Here is a 20226-nt window from a genome sequence, read left to right on the forward strand (position 1 = left end):
GTCGACGATTCAGGTGTCTCTTTTTCATCAGGTGGAGCAGGCAGGAAAAAGTTCCTAAATCTATTCCTTGTTCCCGTACTTGTTTTTCTCTATAATGAAAGAAGCGTATATTACTGAAGGAGGATCATCGATGATCATTCATAACGTGGCTCTTGTCGGCCTCATCGTCGTTTCCGTTCTTCTCATCATCGTCGTTCTATTGATGTCAGGTCGTACGACCGGACTCGGAGCATTGACGGGTGGAGCAGAACAATTATTTGGTCGCCAAAAAGCTCGTGGCTTGGATGCGGTCCTAAATCGTGTGGCGTCTATCTTAGGAGCATTACTCTTCATCTTGGCGTTACTCGTCGCTTTTTATAAGTGAGCATTGAAACGACAGCCGTATGATCGCGCTGTCGTTTTTTGTATTTCTCGATATTCATTTTTTCCGGATATGGGGTATAGAGTTAGAGGGGGAATCATTTTATGAAAATCACTTTACCGAAACCATTCTTTTTCGAAGCCGGCCCACGTGCCGTTTTACTATTACACGGATTCACGGGATCGAGCGCGGATGTCCGCATCCTCGGTCGCTACTTGCAAAAACAAGGCTATACGTCCCTCGCACCACAATATAAAGGGCACGCTGCCCCACCCGAAGAGCTGACGAAGACCGGGCCAGCCGACTGGTGGCAGGATGTCCTTGCCGGATATCAGGAACTCGTCGATAAAGGCTATGACGAAATCGCTGTTTGCGGACTGTCGCTCGGTGGCGTCATGTCGCTGAAGTTATCGATGAACCGTCCGGTCAAAGCGGTCATCCCGATGTGTGCACCCGCCTACATCAAAAGTGAAGAAGTCATGTATGCAGGAGTCACCGAGTACGCACGAGAATTCAAGAAGCGAGAAGGCAAATCACAAGAAGAGATCGACCAAGAGATGGCGTCCTTCGAACCGATGCCGACCTTGAAGGACTTACAGGAACTGCTGCGCGAGACACGTGATTCGCTTGAAGACGTCTACGCACCAACGCTCGTCGTCCAAGCGCGCAACGATCACATGATCAACACCGACTCTGCGAACATCATCCATGATGGAGTCAGTGCCTTCCAAAAAGAGCTGATCTGGTATGAGAACTCAGGTCACGTCATTACGCTCGACAAAGAAAAAGACCAGCTCCACTCTGACATCTTGGACTTCCTGGAGTCATTGAACTGGAGCAAGTAACTGGAGGTGTCACGTTGGAATTACGTGAACGAATACTAACGGTCATCACGACGGAAGAACGTCCGTTGTCGATTGATCAATTAACGAAAAAACTAGAACTAGCGGATACGGAAGCATTCAAGGAATTGATCCGGACGCTGAACGCGATGGAAGACGAAGCGTTGATTGCCCGGACACGCTCGAACAAGTACGGAACGCTTGCGCAAATCGGTCAAGTCGCAGGGAAGATTTCCGTCCACCAACGCGGTTTCGGTTTCGTCTCACCGGAAGACGGCTCAGAAGGCGATATCTTCTTGCCGGCACCGGAACTGAAGAACGTCTATAACGGCGATCGTGTCCTCGTCAAAGTGTTTGCCGAGTCAAACGGCGGCGATCGTCGTGAAGGGAAACTGCTCAAGATTCTCTCACGCGGACCAGCCGATTTCGTCGGAACGTTCGTCAGTCCAAAAGGACGAATTGAATCGATTGCCTACATCGAACCGGATGATACGAAGCTGACGTTCTTACCGGTAGTCGCAAACGATGATACACTCGGTGCCGTCGATGGTCATAAAGTCCTTGCCCGGATCACGAAGTATCCCGATGGTCGCTATGCTGGAACGGCGAAAGTCTTAAAAATCATCGGTCACAAAAATGATCCAGGCGTCGACATCTTGTCGATCGTCCACAAGCACGGGATCAACGTCGATTTCTCACCGGAAGCGATCGCTGAGGCAAATGCCGTACCGGATCAAATCGATGAGAAGGATCTAGTTGGACGCGTCGATCTACGAAACGAATTGACGGTGACGATCGACGGGGCAGACGCAAAAGACCTCGATGATGCGGTTCACGTCAAAAAGTTAGCGAACGGCAACTTCGAACTTGGTGTCCACATCGCCGACGTCTCGCATTACGTCAAAGAAGATTCCGCACTCGACGAAGAAGCGCGTGAGCGCGGAACGAGTGTTTATCTCGTCGACCGCGTCATTCCGATGATTCCGCACCGTCTATCGAACGGGATCTGCTCGCTCAATCCGCACGTCGATCGCCTGACGCTTAGCTGTATCATGGAAATCGATGCGAACGGTGCTGTCGTCAACCATGAGATCTTCCAGAGTGTCATCAAGACGACGGAACGGATGACGTATACGGACGTCCGGAAAATCATCGAACGCGAAGACGAAGAAGTGATCGCGAAGTATCAAGATCTCGTCGAGTACTTCGACAAGATGGCAGAACTCGCAGCGATCTTGCGCGAACGTCGCTCACGTCGTGGGGCGATCAACTTCGACTTCCCAGAAGCGAAGGTCCTCGTCAACGAAGAAGGCAAGACGAGTGAGATCATCCTCCGGGAACGGTCAGTCGCCGAAAAGCTGATCGAAGAGTTCATGCTTGCAGCAAACGAAACGGTCGCCGAGCACATCCAACGTCAAAAACTGCCGTTCATGTACCGGATCCACGATGAGCCAAAAGCAGAACGTCTCGATACGTTCTTCAAGTTCATCGGTAACTTCGGCATCAATGTCGAACGCAAAGGGGAGTCGGTCGCACCGAAGACGTTGCAATCAATCCTCAACGCTGTCGAAGGCGAACCGGAAGAAGCAGTCGTCAGTACGGTCATGCTCCGTTCGCTCCAACAAGCGAAATACGACATCGAACCGATTGGTCACTTCGGTCTGTCGACGGACTACTACACGCACTTCACGTCACCGATTCGTCGTTACCCAGACTTAATGGTCCACCGTCTGTTGCGTGAATATGTCATCTACAACGATAAGTCACAGAAGACGCAAGACCGTTACTCGGAGATCCTCCCGGAGATCGCTGATCACTCGTCGAAACGCGAGCGTCGCGCGGTTGATGCGGAGCGGGAAACGAACGCCTTGAAGAAAGCGGAGTATATGGAGCAACACATCGGTGAGACGTTTGAAGGCGTCGTCAGTGGTGTCACGAACTTCGGAATGTTCGTCGAATTGCCGAACACGATCGAAGGACTCGTCCACATTCAAGCGATGACGGATGACTTCTACCGTTACGATGAAGCGAACTATCAGCTAATCGGTGAGCGGACGAAGCAACAGTTCCGGATTGGCGATGTCGTCGAGATCAAGGTCACGAACGTCAACATCGATGAACGGACGATCGACTTCAGCGTCGTCGGGATGCCAGAACGGCAGCCGAAGAAACGGTTCGAGTCGAAGACGATCCGCTCAAGCGGTGGACGTCCGGGACAAAAACGCGACGACAAGAAGAAGGACGATCGTCGTGGCAAGAAACGGTCAGGTAAGAGCGACCAAAGCAAGGGAAAAGGATTCTCGTTAAAGAATAAGAAAGATAAACCGCCGTTCCATAAGGCGGTCTCGAATAAGAAACGGAAGCGCAAATAAGCGCTTCCGCATCGGAAATGTGGTGAACGAACATGCCAAAGGGAACAGATTCGAAAGTCTTAGCGAACAATAAACGGGCCTCGTTCGATTATGCGATCGAGGATACGATTGAAGCCGGTCTCGTCTTGACGGGAACGGAAATTAAGTCGGTCCGTAAAGGAAAGATCAGTATCGGGGATGCATTCGTCCGGTTCGACGGGGGAGAGGCGATTCTCTGGAACTCGAACATCGCCCACTTCGAACAGGGGAACCGGTACAACCATGAGCAGCTCCGTCCACGGAAGCTGTTGCTGCACAAGAAACAGATCGCGAACTTGATCGGGGCGGTCTCACGCGACGGTTATACGATCGTTCCGCTGAAAGTCTATATCAAGAATGGTTACGCGAAATGCTTGATTGGACTCGGACGCGGGAAGAAGAAATTCGATAAACGCGACGACTTGAAGAAGAAGGATGCGAAGCGTGATATCGAGCGGGCACTACGCGATAAGCAAAAGTATTGAACCCGTAACACTTTTCTGCTAGAATATTAGTATTCGGAAAGCCCCAATTTATTATCTTGGGGACGTTACGGATTCGACGGGGGTAGTTCGGTCTTCTGTGGCGTGTCGAGGGGTCGGCCTCGTTAAAACGCACCAGCCATAACTGGCAAAACTAACACACAACTCGCAGCAGCGTAATAGCAACTGCGGATCCTAGCAGCTGTCGCCTGGTCGGCTGATTTCTAGGGTCTCACTTTAAACAGGCTACGCTTGGACCCTTCCGTCTGGAGGGAAAGAGAAGAGATGGAATCAGACTGGTCGGACGGACGCCTGTCAATTGGCAGCCTGACGACGAGATCCCAATAAATTGACTACACACGTAGAAGCTTAAGTATACGATGCCTTCGGACGTGGGTTCGACTCCCACCGTCTCCATACCCTGAAATCCTAAGGATTTCAAAAAGCACTAACACTTCTTTTATAGAGGTTTTAGTGCTTTTTTTTATAAATAATATAAAAAATAAAGTTTATTGGAATTTAAAACCAACAGAAGTATAATACTTGTAATATGTTTTCTGCTTGTTAAATATTTGATACTAAAATTAAGGGGTGTAAAATGTCAAAAGAAAATGCTGAACTAATGGGATTAGAAAATAATACAGTTGATTCGTTTGACTTTGAAGAGTTAGAAAATAAACTTCAAATAGAATTGTCTGAAAAAATTTTGGAACTTAAACTTTTAGAAGAAGATAAAGAAAAGATTGGTAATGCAGATAATCTTGGAAGTGTCATACAAAATGCAGTTTGGGAGCAATTTTTAAATCAAGTCGCTTTAACTGCAGGTGAAGACTTTTTAAAAGAAAACAATAATATATCATTAAATCTAAAAAAAGATGCACATATTCAAACTACTGAAAACTTTGAGAAAGGTAAAATTGCTAAAAATAATTCTAATATCGATTATCAACAACGTTTTGATGATTATCAGGGAAGATTTCAAAAAGATAACAATGGAAATATAAAACAAAAATTTGATAAAAGAAGTGGTGAATATCGAAAAGTTTTAACAAAAGATGCAAGAGATGATTTTGATAAAGGTAGAGACAAAGGTTCTGCAAGTGTTCATAAAGATCATACCATTCCAACAGCGGAAATTAACCGAGATGTAGAAGCGAATGCGCATTTAAGTAGGAAGGAACAAGTAGCGTTCGCTAATAGTAATGCAAATTTGAATGATCTAGATTCCGCTGCCAATCAATCTAAAAGAGACAGTAGTATGAGTGAATTTTTAAATAGTGAACGTGATGGAAAAAAAGCATCTGAAAGATTTAATATTGATGAAAAAGAGCTGAAAAAACAAGATGAAAGTGCTCGCGAAGACTTTGCCCAAAAAAAACAAGAAGGTGTTCAAAAGTCTATCGAATCTGGGAAAAAATCCCGTAAAAAAGAAGCATTCAAAATAACAGGAAAAGCACTTCGGACAATAGTTATGACTATGTTTGCTGAATTTATTAAAGAAATAATAGGGAAATTGATTAAATGGTTAAAATCATCTACCAAAAATTTAAGCACATTGTTTGAGCATATTAAAGAAGCGATTAGTTCTTTTGTAAGTAAGTTAAAAAAACATCTAATTAATGCTGGGAAATCTGTATTAACTACTATTTTTACTGCTATATACGGACCAATTGTTGCTAGTCTAAAAAAAATTTGGAGCTTATTAAAACATGGTTGGAAGTCTATTAAAGAAGCTATAGACTACCTAAATAATCCTGAAAATAAAGAAAAATCCTTAGAGATTAAACTTTTAGAAGCTGGAAAAATAGTGATGGCAGGTTTAAGTGCTGTTAGTGCCATCGTATTAGGCGAAGCGATTGAAAAAGGTTTGATGTCCATTCCTTTTCTTGCAATCGAAATCCCATTACTAGGTAGCCTAGCTAATTTGATAGGGATGTTTGCAGGCGCTTTAACTGCAGGTATAATTGGAGCAATTACAATAAACTTAATTGATAAAGCTGTAGAAAAGAAGCAAAAAAATTATAATTTGAGCAATCAAATCGAAAAGGGGAATGAAGTTTTAAGCATTCAATCTCAACTTGTAGATATAAGTAATGAAAAGCTTAACCATACTAAAATAAAAGCATCTGACTCCATAACTTCAAGACATTCAGCTGCAAAATTAGAAATAAATGGGTCATTAAATTTTATTTTCGAAAAAAACGCTAATAATTCTAAAGAGAATAGCGATTCACTCGATGAAATGGAGCAAATTATTAAAGGTCTTTTAGAATGAGTATCTGTTTTAACAAAATAAGTAATCAGAGGTTTATTATATGAATAAATTTATTATTAAAACTCGTAAATTTGATGAAGCGAAAAAACAGTTGAAAAATTTTTCGTTAACTAATCATGATGAACTAAAGCTTGATAAAGTTGATGTAAGTGGAGGATTGTTTGACTGGTTTGATCATAAGGTTACAGGAGAAGAATTAAATGAGGTAATAAGACAAGTACAAAATAATTTGATGAAATCTAACGCATTAAACAAGAAATTCATAGAAGAGTTTGGTCAAGTATATCATGCTTTAGAAGCACTAGATAAAGAATACATACAAGGAATACTAATGTCTATTAAAGCAGCTGAAGAAGCTAGTAAAGAAGCGAAAGATGCTCAAAAAGAGATTAACAAGTCTATAAAAGTACAAAAACAAACAATTGAAGTATTGAAAAATTTTAAGGAAAAATTAGATAAATATGAACATCTTGAGAAAGTTGATGATGTTTGGAAATATGTACAAGTATTTAATGAAGATATAAAAAATATTAATCATAAAATTGAAAATATAGAGCAGATGTCTAAAAATCATTTTAATTCTATTATTAAGTTAAATCAGTTCAAAAAAGAATTAAGTGATTTGACGTATTTGAAATATATTGATGAATTGTGGGAAGAAAATAATACCTCTAAAATCAATATTACATCATTAAGTAATCAGATAATTTATATCGAAAAAAAGATCATCTCTCAAAATAAAATACTTAATGAATTTAAAAACTTTAAAGATAAAATAAATAAAATTAAACATGTTTATGATATAGATTTAATGTGGAAAGATATCGAAAATATTTTTGGAGATATCGATAATTTAAATTTTCAGATTAGTGATGTTAAACAGGTGATTGAAATTCAAAATAAAAATTTACCATCGATAAATAAATTTATAGAAACTCTTTCCGAGTATAAGCATCTGCACAACATTGACCAGCTGTGGGAAGAACATGAAAATTCTAAAAACAGCATAAGTTCATTAAATGATCAACTAAACAATAATCAAAAAGAACTTCTTTCTCAAAAACAGTCAATAAATATAATAGAAGAATTTAAAATAAAGGTTGAAAAGCTACGTCACATCTATGATATAGATCAATTATGGTTAAAATCACAAGAATTTTCTTCGATTCTTAATGCCACTACTAATCAGATTGAAGATATGAATCAGTTAGCTAAAGCTAGAGATGAAAAAATAGAATCTATTAGTAAATTTACAGAAACTATTAGTGAATACGAATATCTCAGCGACATTGATGAATTATGGATAGATTTTCAAAAAAATAAAAGTGAGACTAACAATTTAATTGAAGAAAATCGTAATTTATCTTTAAAAGTTAAAAATGTTTATTTTTTAGCAGCAGGATCTCTAGGTGTTACAATAATTCATTTTATTTTGAATTTAGTTGGGGTTTTAAAATGAGAAATAAATATGCAAATGATTTTTTAGATTTGTCTTCGAAATTAGATGCGCTGGCTAATGAGCGTGGAGAGATTACAAGACACGCGCTATCTATTGTAGATCATCTAGATAATCAATCTACAATTATATTATTAAAAAAAATGAATAGTATATCTAATTCTAATAATGATATAGATATGAAATTATTAGTTAAAGCAATAAAGGATAGCCTAATTAAATTCTATGGACATAATACTGTTTTAGATATTTGTAATAAAGAAATTAAAATTGAAGATAGTCGTACTTTATCAGAACTATTGCTTGAATTACATGACTTAGTAGGATTAAATAGTGTGAAATCAAAAGTAGATGATTTAATTGCATATCAAAAAATTCAAAGAATTCGTCAGGAAAAAGGATTAACTTCTCTTAAGAGTACACTTCATTTAGCTTTTATGGGTAAACCTGGGACAGGGAAGACGACTGTTGCAAGAATTATTGGACGATTGTATAAGAAGCTAGGCTTATTGTCTAAAGGACATTTTGTTGAAGTTTCTAGAACAGATTTAATTGCAGGTTATCAAGGTCAAACAGCTTTAAAAGTAAAAAAAGTAATTGAAGAGTCATTGGGGGGCGTTTTATTTATTGATGAGGCTTACAGTATAACTGAAAATGATAAGAGTGATTCTTATGGCAGAGAATGTATAACAGAACTAACAAAAGCGCTTGAGGATTATCGGGAAGATTTAGTTGTAATAGTAGCAGGGTATACAGAGCCTATGAATAAATTTTTAGATTCTAATTTAGGATTAAAATCTCGTTTTAACACATTTATTGAATTTGAGGATTATACCACTATAGAGCTAGAACAGATTTTATTAATATTGTGTGAAAAGAGTAATTATATTTTGAGTGAAGAAGCTAAAAATATAGTGAGATTAATATTGGGAGACTTAGTAAAATCCAAAGAAGCGAATTTTGCAAATGGTCGATTAGTAAGAAATATATATGATGATTTAATTATGAATCATGCAAGAAGAGTAGCAAACATTGAAAATCCAAGTATAGAAGAATTGTCACTTATAATTGAAAGTGATTTTAAAAAACAGCAACTGATTTTTAAGAAATAGTTTGAATAATGTATGTAATTTTCAGACAGTGATGCTCAATGTTTGTTATCGATTTATTTTAAGTGTATTGTTCTCTGGTAATGCTTTATATAATTATTATTTTTTATGATAAATAATACAATTAAAGTTAACAATGAAATATAGAAATTTTTATTAGAAATAGGAGCTGACACCTATGATACGACGTGCCACGTTGATGGACGGAAAAGCCTTATCGGACTTAATGCGACGCATTGATCGGGAAACGAAATATATGTTGTATGAGCCGGAGGAACGTGTCCTGTCAACGGAACAGGCCGAGGCGTTCATCGAGAAGTTCGGTCAGGCTGCTAACTCGGACATCTTCGTTGTGGATGTCGATGAGCAACTCGTCGGGTATGTGCTCGTCGTCGGTGGTGAGCCGAGTAGGATCCGTCACCGGGCGAACCTCGTCATTGGCTTACTTGATGCTTATACAGGTCGTGGACTTGGTGCAGGTCTACTTGAAGCGGTTGATACGTTTGCGATTGAAGCAGGACTCATACGACTCGAGTTGACGGTTCGCAAGGATAACTTGCGGGCAATCGAACTCTATCATAAGTTTGGCTTCAACATCGAAGGGACACGGATTGCGTCGCTCTTCATCGATGGGGAATACGTCGATGAACTGGCGATGTCGAAAATCTATACGACGGAAGAATCCTAAAAAAGATGCTCCGTGGACTTATCTCTGAAAAGAGACGAGACCATGAGCATCTTTTTTATGGCGATATTTTTTGTTGTTCAAAGTCGATCTCCAGGACATTTTTCGCATAATCCTTACCCCAATCATACATCGCATCTAAAATCGGCATTAAACTATGACCGTGTGGCGTCAACGAGTATTCGACCTTCGGTGGTACGACCGGATAGACTTCCCGATGAATGATCTGGTGGTCTTCGAGTTCGCGCAGTTGATTGACGAGCATCCGTTGCGTGATACCAGGCATCAGACTTTTCAGTTCCCCGAAGCGTTTTGTTCCTTCCTTACCTAAGTGCCAAAGAATGAGCATCTTCCATTTTCCCCCGATGATCGAAAGGGTCAATTCTTTCTCACAGTTAAACTGACGGTCTTCAAAATGTGGCATCGTTCCACCTCCTGCTCCAGTATAGTCTTTCTTCCGGTCGACAGTATACTTTTCTGCACTATGTATGAAAAACCGCACTATGTAAATTAAAAGTGCGTACTTCTCAAGAATGCTCCTGCGGATTATATTTAGTCCTGTTCCTTCATGAACGTCTGAAGGAAGTGTCAGGTACGACAATATAGAGAAGAATGGGAGAGATACAGAATGAAATTACAACTCGCCATCGATTTAGTCGATACAGCAGGTGCGATTGCTTTAGTCAAAGAAATCGGGGAAGACAATTTAGATATCGTCGAGATCGGCACACCGGTCGTCATCAACGAAGGGCTCCGCGCCGTCAAAGAAATGAAAGCCGCGTTCCCGAACTTAACGGTCCTCGCTGACTTGAAGATCATGGACGCTGCCGGTTACGAAGTCAGCCAAGCTGTCGCACATGGTGCCGACATCGTGACGATCCTTGGTGCAGCGGAAGACATGTCGATTAAAGGGGCAGTCGAAGAAGCGAAAAAATCAGGTAAACAGATTCTCGTCGACATGATTGCTGTCAAAGATATCGCAACACGTGCGAAAGAACTGGATGCGTTAGGCGTCGACTACATTTGTGTCCACACAGGTTACGATCTGCAAGCAGTCGGTCAAAACTCATTCGAGGATCTCGCGACGATCAAATCGGTTGTGACAAACGCAAAAACAGCTGTTGCAGGTGGTATCAAGATGGAGACGTTACCAGAAGTCATCGCAGCACGCCCTGACCTGATCATCGTCGGTGGCGGGATTACGGGACAAGACGATAAACAAGAAACAGCGTTAACGATGCACCGGATGCTACAAGAGGCGTAAATGACACACATTCAAACGATTATCGAAGAACTGACTTCGACGGTCGAAGCGATCGATGCGACCGAGACGAAAGAACTGGCAGACGCTGTGCTGCAAGCGAACCGAATCTTTCTCGCAGGAGCTGGTCGCTCTGGCTTAATGGGAAAAGCGTTCGTCATGCGGCTGATGCATATGGGACTCGATGCTTATGTCGTCGGCGAGACGGTCACGGCGAATTTACGCGAGGGTGACTTGTTGATCGTCGGTTCCGGATCGGGTGAGACAAAAACGTTGATTCCGATCGTCGAGAAAGCACAACAACTTGGTGGAACGGTTGCCGTCGTCACGATCAATCCGACGTCAACGTTAGCACGATTAGCCGACGTGATCGTCCAAATACCCGGGGTTCCGAAAGAACAAACGGCATCAGCGGACGAGACGGTTCAACCGATGGGATCGTTGTTCGAACAGACGATGTTGTTGTTCTATGATGGCTTGATTCTAAAGATCATGGAAGACAAGCAGCTTGATTCACAAACGATGTACGGGAAACACGCCAACTTAGAATGAAACATACGAAACAGATTAGTTCTCTTCAATAGAAGAAGGCTAGTCTGTTTTTGTCTGTAGATCTTTCACGTGTGAATGCGTATTAATCAGAAATTCTCCTTTCCCTCTTTTCGTAATTTTCTTAAAGACTTAGTCCCGCAACGTGAGATACTCAAATAAAGGGAAAAAGAGGAAAAGGAGATTGTCATGCGATTTCAACGGATTGGTGTAATTAGTGCTTTACTCGCTGCAAGTATCTTGACCGGTTGTGCAGAACCGGACCAAGTTCCGCCTTTGAATCAGCTTAGGTCACACTGGATCGAGGACAATACTGCTGAAGGTGTAAATAATCCTGATGCGATCGTGCAACGCATTAAAGCGAAAGACTTTCTTGAAAAGGATTCGTTTGAAGCGGATTTTCGTCGTCACGTGACGTTTTACTTTAAAGATGGAACAAAAGCGCACCCGACTGAACGCGATATCTGGAGTAGTATCGTTGTCGGAAATCATGCTTACGTGACGCTGCATTATCCAAAAGGAGCAGATCGTCTTGCTGTACTAGAGTATACCAAGCAAGAGAAGAACTGGATGTTAGGAGGCGTCTCATATGACGTTCAAAACATTAAGAAGAGTAGTTCTGCTCGCGGCTTGAATTTACCATTCTCGACATTCCAAGCGATTATGAGTAGTTCGACTCCTAATGGGGACGATAGTGTCTGGTTCTTCCACACGAAGTCCCAAACGATTCTGCTAACCGTTGTTCCAAAGCAAGACGTTCAAGGCGAGGGCCGGAAGCAAACGACACTTGCGAACGGACAGACAGCTTATTTCGAGCAGAAACAAGGGAGAGCGAACCTCTATTACGTCGAGGACAATCAAATCGTCCTCCTGTCCGGTAACGTGTCGCTAGCACAATTAAAAAAATTAGCACGATCGATTGCTCCTGTCGACGCTGCTGATTTCCCGTATTCCTAAACAAAAAAATCCGGACGCTGCGGCATCCGGATTTTTGTTTACCATTTGAAATCAAAATCAGCACCGACATCTTTTGCGAGGTGGGCATCTGATCCATAGACGAGCGGAATCGATAATGACTGCGTGACTTGCAGGAGTTCCGGGTAAGGATAGGAAAGACCACATAACGGCTTCCGGAGTCCTGCCGTGTTGACGTCGAGCGTGAAGTTCGCTTGCCGGATCTTCCGTAACGTATCGTCGAGGTTCGTTGGGTTCGACTCGAGCGGATAGGCTTGGATGAACTTCGTCGGTAACGTCAAGTGACCGAGCCGCTTCGGCTGGTGTGCACCGAGATCCGTCATGACGAGGGCTTGGATGCCTTCATAATAGCGTTCATGGACCGCCGTGACGCTTCCGAGTTTCGTGACGATCTCACCGAAGCTTTCCTTGCTGAAGTCGACGCCGTAATACTGATCATCAATGTATAAGTAATGCAGTGAGAGAATGCCGTCGGTTAAGACGTCAGCGTAGCGAGCGATGATGTCACGCGTCCCGTCGACATGTCCTTCCCAGTAGTCGAACTCCATCCCGATCCGGATGTCGATCTGATTCTTGTATGTCTCGCGGAGTTGTGTCAATTCCTTCAAGTAGGCATCGGCTGTCGCGAACGACATTCCGGAATCGTTATCTGGCGCAGGATCCGTCACACCTTCAGGTAAAGGGGCATGTTCCGTGAAGCTGATTCGTTCTAAGCCTTGCTCTAAGGCACGCTCGATGTAGGCTTCGAGTGGATCCTTCGTACCGTGTGGACAATATGGACTGTGGACGTGACCGTCCCATTTCAATAATTGCATGATAAACCCTCCGATTTTTTAGAATTGGCAAGCAAAGCGATTGACAATGTGCCCGAAACGCGGTATCTTATCGTTAAATAATTTAGCGTGGTACAGTGATAATAAGATAAAGGAGTGGGAGTATGCAATCATTTTCTACGATTCGACTCAAGGATGGAGCGACAGATTACGTTGGTGCCTCGGCAACGCGGCTCCAACAGGTCATTCGTCAGCTCGAAGATGGACTCGAACAATCTAACTATACCCGATTAATCACCCCCTTAATTGAGGAAATCGGTGGACGGGAACAGATTCGGATGGATTTTACGACTAGTGTCGCGCGTGCACTCAGCGAACGGGGTCGCGAACAATATAAACGTGTCTTCTACAGTGGCTCGGTCTTTCAACCGGAAGAGAAGTTCCAAGTCGGATTCGAGGAACGGGGACAAATCGCGGAAGTCGAAGCAATTCAACTCGCGGTCCGACTCGTCGAAGAACTGACAGGAAAAGAAGTCACACTCTCGATCGGTGATGCCGGTTTGATCGAGCATTTGATCGAGACGCGTGTCGGTGATCACCACTTACGCGACCAAGTGACACAGATGCTGCGTTTACGTAACGTCATCGAACTGAAGCGAATCGCGGGTCAACTCGATGATGCCTTACTTGCAAAACTACCTTTATTATTCGGACGTGAAGGGGCAGAGACGATCCTACCGTACGTCGACGAGACACGACTCAATGCCGTGCTTGATCTCGCGGAAGCCGTCAATGCCGATCTCGACTTCGGTCAAATGGGTTTACAGACGTACTACGACGGGATCACGATCCACGGTTTCATCGAAGGTGTAACGGAACCCGTCCTCGTCGGTGGACGCTACGACCGGCTTTATGAACAATTCGGACAAGAACAACAGGCGTTCGGCATCGGTTTCTCGGTCGAACGGTTGGCGGAGGTGCTCTAAATGCGAATCGGAATTACGAAAGGACGGCTGTCGAAAGCGACAGAACGTTATCTAAAAGAAGCTGGCGTCGAGACATGGGGAGCCATTGAACGCGAACTAATCGTCAAACGGGGCGAGCACGAATTCGTCTTCATGAAAGGATCGGATTTGATTCCGTACGTCGCTCAAGGTGTTCTTGACGTCGCGATCACCGGCAGTGACATCTTACTTGAATCGGATCAAGAATTATCGGAACTGGCGGAATTACCGTTCGGCGTCTGCCGGATGTCCGTTTGTGCGAAGGAGCCGTTGCAATTTGAAGGTGGACGTCGCGTCCGGATTGCGACGAAATATCCGGTCATCGCAAAACGCTACTTCAGCGAACTCGGTGTCGACGTCGACATCGTACCGCTGAACGGTTCGGTCGAGTTGGCACCGTTACTCGGTCTCGCTGACGCAATCGTCGATATCGTCGAGACGGGTGAGACGTTACGGGCGAACGGCTTGAACGAATATGAGAAAATCATCGATATCAGTGCTCGATTCTTTACGAGCGAATGGACGTTAAAACGGAAGCGGGTGGAAGTCATCCGCTTGCTCGAGCAATTGACAGAAGGAGTGACACGATCATGACACCGACAAAACCTTTCAGCATCGATCGCGACACAGAGCTCGCGGTCCGCGCGATTCTAGAACGCGTCGCAACAGACGGTGACGCTGCTGTCCGCGATTATACGAACCAATTCGATCAGGTTGATCTCGAAGATTTCCGTCTCAGTGAAACACGGATCACGCAAGCTTTTGAACAGGCAGACGCTAACTTGATCGACTCGTTGAAGTTGATGGCGACACGACTCGTCGAATGGCACGAACAAGAACTGCCATCTGACATCGAACTCGTCGAAGCAGACGTGACACGACGTCAACGGTTCGTTCCTGTCGATTCGGTTGGGATCTATGTACCAGGTGGTGCGGCAAGTTATCCGTCGACGGTCTTGATGAACGCCATTCCAGCGAAAGTTGCTGGTGTCGAACGCGTCGTCATGGTGACGCCGATGACGAACTTAAGTGACGAGGTCCTCGTTGCCGCACGGATCGCTGGTGTGACAGAAATCTATACGATTGGTGGAGCGCAAGCCGTCGCCGCGCTGACATTCGGAACAGAAAGCATCCAAGCCGTCGACTTGATCGTCGGACCCGGGAACCGCTTCGTCGCTGAAGCAAAACGCCAAGTCTACGGCATCGTTGGCATCGACTCGGTCGCTGGTCCATCGGAAGTCGTCGTCATCGCGGACGAGACGGCGCATCCAGACCGGATCGCTGCAGACTTACTTGCGCAAGCCGAACATGACCGGGACGCTGTCGCGATCGCCTTCGTGCCAACGGAAGAGATGAAACAAGCGGTGGATACGGAAATCGAACGGCGCTTACAGCAATTGCCGCGTCAAGAGATTGCCCGTCGTGCGATGGAAAACGGTGACGTCTTCGTCGCTCCACTTGAGAAAGCGATCGAAGAAGCGAACCGTCTCGCAGCGGAACACTTGGAACTTGCCGTTGCCAATCCGCAAGAGGTCGTCAAATCGATCCGTCATGCCGGGATGATTTTCCTCGGTCATGAGACACCGGAAACGCTCGGCGATTATGTCGCCGGAACGAACCACGTCTTACCGACATCCGGCACAGCTCGTTTTGCGTCTGGATTATCAGCGCGGACGTTCCTGCGTCACCAGACGATGCTCGAAGCCACACGCGCAGGCGTACAACGTCTCGCGAACGCAGCGAAGACCGTTGCCCGGGTCGAAGGACTCGAAGCACACGCACAAGCCATCGAAGTGAGGGAAGACTAATGCGATTACACCAAAACGAACGATTCACGACTCACAGTCCAGTCGGGATCGAAGCGATTCAAGAATTGATCGCAACGTTCCCATTAAACGAATATCCAGTCGAGATCATCGATCAAGTCAAGGCGTCGTACGCGACGTATGCCGGTGTCCGTCCGACGCAACTCGTCGCCGGGAACGGCTCGGACGAGTTGATCGGCTACTTATGTGCCCGCTACGGGGGACCCGGCATGCCGGTCATCGCCTCGGAACCTGACTTCGTCATGTACCAGTTCTACGCTGACCGGGCACGGGCACCGTTTGAACGGGTACCGCTACTTGACGAGATGGCGCTTGACGTTGAGGGATTGATCGCAGCGCCGGGGGAGATCATCTTCTTGAGCCATCCGCACAATCCGTCTGGTGTCCTCCGGAAGGAAGCGGACATCCGTCGCTTGCTCGACAGTGGTAAATACGTCGTCATCGATGAGGCGTATATCGACTTCGCACTCGAACAGTCGATGCTTCATTTACTCGAAGAATATCCGAAAGCGATCATCTTACGGACGCTCTCGAAAGCGTTCGGACTCGCATCGCTTCGACTTGGTTTTGTCATCGCGAGCGAACAAATCATTGAAGAAATCGAACAGATTAAATCACCGTACAACGTCTCTGGTCTATCAGCAGCTGTCGGCATCGCCATCATGGCAGAACCGGAACTCGATCGGGTCTTAGACGAAACGTATGCGAGCCGTGAAGCGATTGAACGGATTCTTGCGCCAATCGGCAAGACGTATCCGAGTGCAGCGAACTTCGTCTATGTCGAGTATCCAGAAGCCGAACGCTTTACGCAGCGTTGTGCTGACGCTGGATTACGGATCCGCTTGTTTGACCAAGCCTTCCGTGTCAGTTGTGGATCACCAGAAGCGATGCAAGTATTAGAAACGTGTGTAGAGGAGGAATTACGATGCGGCGTGGCGCAAGCGAACGAGTAAGTGCAGAATCAGACATCAAGGTTGAGGTCGATCTCGCAGGAGGTCCGGTTGAAATCAAGACCGGTGTCGGGTTCTTTGATCATATGTTGACGTTATTCGCCTTCCAGGCTCGGATCGGTCTGAAGGTGACAGCAAAAGGTGATACGTGGATCGATGCCCACCACACGGTTGAAGATACAGCAATCGTCCTCGGGGCAGCATTGACGGAAGCGCTCGGTGATAAAGCCGGGATCGAACGTTACGGCGAATCCCGTGTACCGATGGATGAGACACTCGCGTCGGTCGTCCTTGATTTCAGCGGTCGTCCGTTCACGGTCTTCCGTGCTAGTTTCAAGAATCCGAAGCTCGGTGACTTTGATACGGAGCTCGCAGAAGAGTTCTTCCAAGGTTTATCACGGAGTGCCCGGATGACGATTCATGCCGAAGTCTTATATGGCTCGAACACACACCACATGATCGAAGGGTTGTTCAAAGCACTCGGTCGGGCCGTCCGTCAGGCAGTCGCCGTGACGAGCGAGGGCGTACCGTCTACGAAAGGGTTGATTGATCAATGATAGCAATCGTCGATTATGGCGTCGGGAATATCGCGAATGTCGAGCGGGCGTTAAAGGAGCTCGGCGAAGCAGTCATCGTTACGAGTGACACGGAGTTGCTTGACCAAGCAGAAGCACTCGTCTTACCGGGTGTCGGTGCCTATGCACCGGCAATGGAGCGCCTGAAGGAAACAGGACTCGTCGACTTCTTAAAAGAACAAGCGGAAAAGAAACCGTTTCTTGGGATTTGCCTCGGGATGCAACTGCTCTTTGAATCAAGTGACGAAGATGGACTGACGGAAGGTCTCGGGATCTTACCGGGAACGATCGAAAAACTACCGAGCGACGTCCGCTTGCCGCACATGGGTTGGCACCAGCTGACGAACCACGACGAAGCCGTCTATTTCGTCCACTCGTACGGTGCCGTCTGTGACCCAGAATGGATCGTCGACGCGGTTGAATACGGACGTCTTGTTCCAGCGATCGTTCAAAAAGGACAAGTCACCGGGATGCAGTTCCACCCGGAAAAGAGTGGCGAAGTCGGACTGAAACTACTGAAGGAATGGAGAGAGACGACATGCAACTCTACCCAGCAATCGATTTAATGAGCGGACAGGCCGTACGCCTGAAGCAAGGAGATTTTGACCAACAGACATTCTTCGGTGATGCGTTGACGATTGCGAAGCGCTTCAAGGAAGATGGGGCGACAGCGATCCACTTGATTGATCTTGATGGCGCGAAAGCCGGCGAACCGTTGCACTTGAGCTTGATTGCCGACATCAAAAAGGAGACCGGTTTGTTCGTCGAAGCTGGTGGTGGTGTCCGTAACATCGAAACCGTCGAAGCATACGTCGGTGCCGGAATCGACCGGATTCTCGTCGGCACGGTCGCCCTAGAAGACGAAGCGTTACTCGAGCAGATGATTACTCTCGCTGGTGATAAACTGGCTGTTGCCTTAGATGCAAAAGAAGGTATCGTTCAAACACGCGGCTGGCTCGAAGCGAGCGGTTGGACGCTTGAAGAGGCAATGACACACCTGATCGGCAAAGGCATCAAGACGTTCCTGTATACAGACATTTCGCGTGACGGAATGATGATGGGACCGGACGTTGATGGACTCGATCGTTTAAAACGGGAAGGGGTCGAATTGATTGCTTCCGGTGGTGTGACGACAGTCGATGACGTCGCGCGCCTCAAAGAAATCGGGATGGACGGAGCGGTCGTCGGTCGGGCGTTACTCGACGGATCACTCGCCTTAAAAGAGGTGTTACGCGTATGTTGATGAAGCGGATCATTCCCTGTCTTGACGTCAAGGAAGGACGTGTCGTCAAAGGCGTTAAATTCCAAAACTTACGTGATCTCGGTGACCCGGTCGCCGTCGCGAAATACTATTACGAGCAAGGGGCGGACGAACTCGTCCTGCTTGATATCTCAGCAACGCAAGAAGGGCGCGAGACGATGCTTGATATCGTCGAACGCGTCGCGGAAGTCATTTATATGCCGTTTACGGTCGGTGGCGGAATCAAGACAATCGAAGACGCGAAACGCTTGATTCGTGCTGGTGCTGACAAAGTCTCACTCAATTCATCAGCGCTTCAAAATCCACAACTGATTCAAGAAGTCAGCCGCCTGTTCGGTGTCCAAGCGACGGTCGTCGCAATCGATGCGAAGCAGACCGGCGACTCGTGGGGTGTCTTCTCACACGGTGGAACACAACCCGTCGGACGTGACGCGATCGAGTGGGCACAGGAAGCTGTCGCCCTCGGTGCCGGCGAGTTACTCGTCACATCGATGGATGCTGACGGCACGAAGGACGGGTATGATCTCGCCTTGATCCGTCGTCTACGTGAAGTCGTCAATGTGCCGATCATCGCTTCCGGTGGGGTCGGAACGCTCGATCACTTAGCAGAAGGGTTAGAAGCAGGCGCTGACGCAGCTCTTGCTGCTTCAATCTTCCATGAAGCGACATACACGATGCCGGAAACGAAAGCCTACCTCAAAGAACGGGGAGTCGAAGTCCGATGACGACATTGAATTTTTCAAAAGGACTCGTCGCTGCCGTCGTCGTCGACGAGCAGACGAACGATGTCTTGATGGTCGGCTTCATGGACCAAGCCGCTTATGATAAGACGCTTGCGACCGGTCTTGTCACCTTCTTCTCGCGGACGAAGAATCGTCTCTGGACAAAAGGCGAGACGAGCGGGAACACGCTTGAACTCAAACGGATGTGGATTGACTGTGATCAAGATAGTCTCTTGATCACGGTCAAAGCGAATGGTCCGACATGCCATACAGGAAATCGTAGTTGTTTCTATACGGAAGTGGAGGTGCCCGATGTTATACGAACTGGAACAGACGGTCAAAGCGAAGATTGACGCGAAAGAAGCAGAATCCTATACGAACTATTTGATTGCTTCTGGATATGAGAAGATCGCGAAGAAGTTCGGCGAAGAGGCATTTGAAGTCGTTCTCGCTGGTAACGATACGTTAGCAGAAGAGACAGCAGACTTGTTGTATCACTTAACGGTCTTGCTCGCTGAGCGCGGTGTCTCATTCAAAGAAGTCGAAGCCGTCCTTAACGAACGTCACGGTACAAAATCGACGTTCAAGGATCGCCCGGATATTGAACAATGGTAAACGACATCCACATCGCCTAGGCGGTGTGGATTTTTGTATAAGCGGGAAAAGACAAACAGATGACGGTTGTCATCAAATCGACAGAATCTTTCGATAGGCACGCTGTCGCTTCAGA

Annotated in this window: 21 protein-coding genes, 1 other RNA gene and 1 pseudogene; 21 read left to right on the top strand and 2 right to left on the bottom strand. The window is 45.9% G+C overall.

Annotated features, from left to right (window positions below; translation table 11 throughout):
- The first annotated feature begins 130 nt into the window (after nucleotides 1-130).
- From secG to KNQ18_RS02105, 9 genes are all read left to right on the top strand, one after another.
- Entirely contained in the window at nucleotides 131-364 is a 234-nt protein-coding gene (gene secG / locus KNQ18_RS02065; RefSeq protein WP_023469201.1) for a preprotein translocase subunit SecG, read from the top strand.
- Between the two features lie 101 nt (nucleotides 365-465).
- Nucleotides 466-1206 (top strand): alpha/beta hydrolase, encoded by a 741-nt coding sequence (locus KNQ18_RS02070; RefSeq protein ID WP_035409936.1) that lies wholly within the window; start codon nucleotides 466-468, stop codon nucleotides 1204-1206.
- Nucleotides 1207-1220: 14 nt separating this feature from the next.
- Nucleotides 1221-3575, top strand: coding sequence for a ribonuclease R (gene rnr, locus KNQ18_RS02075; protein ID WP_023469199.1), 2355 nt, complete (start codon nucleotides 1221-1223; stop codon nucleotides 3573-3575).
- A gap of 32 nt (nucleotides 3576-3607) precedes the next feature.
- Entirely contained in the window at nucleotides 3608-4078 is a 471-nt protein-coding gene (gene smpB, locus KNQ18_RS02080; protein ID WP_023469198.1) for an SsrA-binding protein SmpB, read from the top strand.
- 58 nt (nucleotides 4079-4136) lie between these two features.
- Nucleotides 4137-4495, top strand: a transfer-messenger RNA (tmRNA) gene (gene ssrA / locus KNQ18_RS02085).
- Nucleotides 4496-4673: 178 nt separating this feature from the next.
- On the top strand, nucleotides 4674-6350 hold the full coding sequence (locus KNQ18_RS02090) for an AI-2E family transporter (protein WP_215083707.1): 1677 nt from the start codon (nucleotides 4674-4676) through the stop codon (nucleotides 6348-6350).
- Between the two features lie 40 nt (nucleotides 6351-6390).
- Nucleotides 6391-7809: a synaptonemal complex protein 1 gene (locus KNQ18_RS02095; protein WP_215083709.1), complete on the top strand. Its 1419-nt coding sequence runs from the start codon at nucleotides 6391-6393 to the stop codon at nucleotides 7807-7809.
- Complete coding sequence (locus KNQ18_RS02100) at nucleotides 7806-8918, top strand: AAA family ATPase (RefSeq protein ID WP_215083711.1); 1113 nt, start codon at nucleotides 7806-7808, stop codon at nucleotides 8916-8918. The genes KNQ18_RS02095 and KNQ18_RS02100 overlap by 4 nt, the downstream gene beginning before the upstream one ends.
- Before the next feature lie 175 nt (nucleotides 8919-9093).
- The gene (locus KNQ18_RS02105; RefSeq protein WP_215083713.1) at nucleotides 9094-9603 is read left to right on the top strand and encodes a GNAT family N-acetyltransferase; all 510 of its coding nucleotides are present in this window, start codon (nucleotides 9094-9096) and stop codon (nucleotides 9601-9603) included.
- Between the two features lie 55 nt (nucleotides 9604-9658).
- Here the strand turns inward: KNQ18_RS02105 and hxlR are convergent, their stop codons facing one another.
- Nucleotides 9659-10024 (bottom strand): transcriptional activator HxlR, encoded by a 366-nt coding sequence (gene hxlR, locus KNQ18_RS02110; RefSeq protein ID WP_215083715.1) that lies wholly within the window; start codon nucleotides 10022-10024, stop codon nucleotides 9659-9661.
- A gap of 204 nt (nucleotides 10025-10228) precedes the next feature.
- On the opposite strand from hxlR, the gene hxlA reads away from it, so the two are divergent.
- The 3 genes from hxlA to KNQ18_RS02125 all read left to right on the top strand — a co-directional run bounded on the left by hxlA (nucleotide 10229) and on the right by KNQ18_RS02125 (nucleotide 12367).
- Complete coding sequence (gene hxlA / locus KNQ18_RS02115) at nucleotides 10229-10864, top strand: 3-hexulose-6-phosphate synthase (protein ID WP_215083717.1); 636 nt, start codon at nucleotides 10229-10231, stop codon at nucleotides 10862-10864.
- A complete protein-coding gene (gene hxlB / locus KNQ18_RS02120; RefSeq protein WP_215083719.1) occupies nucleotides 10865-11413 on the top strand; it encodes a 6-phospho-3-hexuloisomerase in 549 nt (182 codons plus the stop codon).
- Between the two features lie 186 nt (nucleotides 11414-11599).
- The gene (locus KNQ18_RS02125; RefSeq protein ID WP_215083721.1) at nucleotides 11600-12367 is read left to right on the top strand and encodes a DUF4367 domain-containing protein; all 768 of its coding nucleotides are present in this window, start codon (nucleotides 11600-11602) and stop codon (nucleotides 12365-12367) included.
- Nucleotides 12368-12405: 38 nt separating this feature from the next.
- Here the strand turns inward: KNQ18_RS02125 and hisJ are convergent, their stop codons facing one another.
- The gene (gene hisJ, locus KNQ18_RS02130) at nucleotides 12406-13200 is read right to left on the bottom strand and encodes a histidinol-phosphatase HisJ (RefSeq protein ID WP_023469191.1); all 795 of its coding nucleotides are present in this window, start codon (nucleotides 13198-13200) and stop codon (nucleotides 12406-12408) included.
- Between the two features lie 122 nt (nucleotides 13201-13322).
- Between hisJ and KNQ18_RS02135 the strand changes: the two genes are divergently transcribed.
- From KNQ18_RS02135 to hisIE, 9 genes and pseudogenes are all read left to right on the top strand, one after another.
- Entirely contained in the window at nucleotides 13323-14144 is an 822-nt protein-coding gene (locus KNQ18_RS02135; protein ID WP_035396343.1) for an ATP phosphoribosyltransferase regulatory subunit, read from the top strand.
- Nucleotides 14145-14756, top strand: coding sequence for an ATP phosphoribosyltransferase (hisG, locus tag KNQ18_RS02140; protein ID WP_023469189.1), 612 nt, complete (start codon nucleotides 14145-14147; stop codon nucleotides 14754-14756).
- Complete coding sequence (gene hisD / locus KNQ18_RS02145; RefSeq protein ID WP_215083723.1) at nucleotides 14753-15970, top strand: histidinol dehydrogenase; 1218 nt, start codon at nucleotides 14753-14755, stop codon at nucleotides 15968-15970. The genes hisG and hisD overlap by 4 nt, the downstream gene beginning before the upstream one ends.
- Entirely contained in the window at nucleotides 15970-16941 is a 972-nt protein-coding gene (locus KNQ18_RS02150; protein WP_215083724.1) for a pyridoxal phosphate-dependent aminotransferase, read from the top strand. Before hisD ends, KNQ18_RS02150 begins: the two co-directional genes overlap by 1 nt.
- Nucleotides 16914-17495: an imidazoleglycerol-phosphate dehydratase HisB gene (hisB, locus tag KNQ18_RS02155; protein ID WP_035396348.1), complete on the top strand. Its 582-nt coding sequence runs from the start codon at nucleotides 16914-16916 to the stop codon at nucleotides 17493-17495. Before KNQ18_RS02150 ends, hisB begins: the two co-directional genes overlap by 28 nt.
- A complete protein-coding gene (gene hisH, locus KNQ18_RS02160) occupies nucleotides 17492-18079 on the top strand; it encodes an imidazole glycerol phosphate synthase subunit HisH (protein ID WP_215083726.1) in 588 nt (195 codons plus the stop codon). Before hisB ends, hisH begins: the two co-directional genes overlap by 4 nt.
- Nucleotides 18052-18756 carry a 1-(5-phosphoribosyl)-5-[(5-phosphoribosylamino)methylideneamino]imidazole-4-carboxamide isomerase gene (gene hisA / locus KNQ18_RS02165; RefSeq protein WP_215083728.1) on the top strand — a complete coding sequence of 235 codons (705 nt, stop codon included), beginning with the start codon at nucleotides 18052-18054 and terminating at the stop codon, nucleotides 18754-18756. Before hisH ends, hisA begins: the two co-directional genes overlap by 28 nt.
- Nucleotides 18750-19499 carry an imidazole glycerol phosphate synthase subunit HisF gene (gene hisF / locus KNQ18_RS02170; protein WP_023469183.1) on the top strand — a complete coding sequence of 250 codons (750 nt, stop codon included), beginning with the start codon at nucleotides 18750-18752 and terminating at the stop codon, nucleotides 19497-19499. Before hisA ends, hisF begins: the two co-directional genes overlap by 7 nt.
- A pseudogene (gene hisIE, locus KNQ18_RS17230) lies at nucleotides 19496-20111 on the top strand (bifunctional phosphoribosyl-AMP cyclohydrolase/phosphoribosyl-ATP diphosphatase HisIE). Before hisF ends, hisIE begins: the two are co-directional and overlap by 4 nt.
- Nucleotides 20112-20226: the final 115 nt, after the last annotated feature.

The organism is Exiguobacterium sp. s78, assembly GCF_018618985.1.
GTDB classification, from domain to species: Bacteria; Bacillota; Bacilli; order Exiguobacteriales; family Exiguobacteriaceae; genus Exiguobacterium_A; species Exiguobacterium_A abrahamii.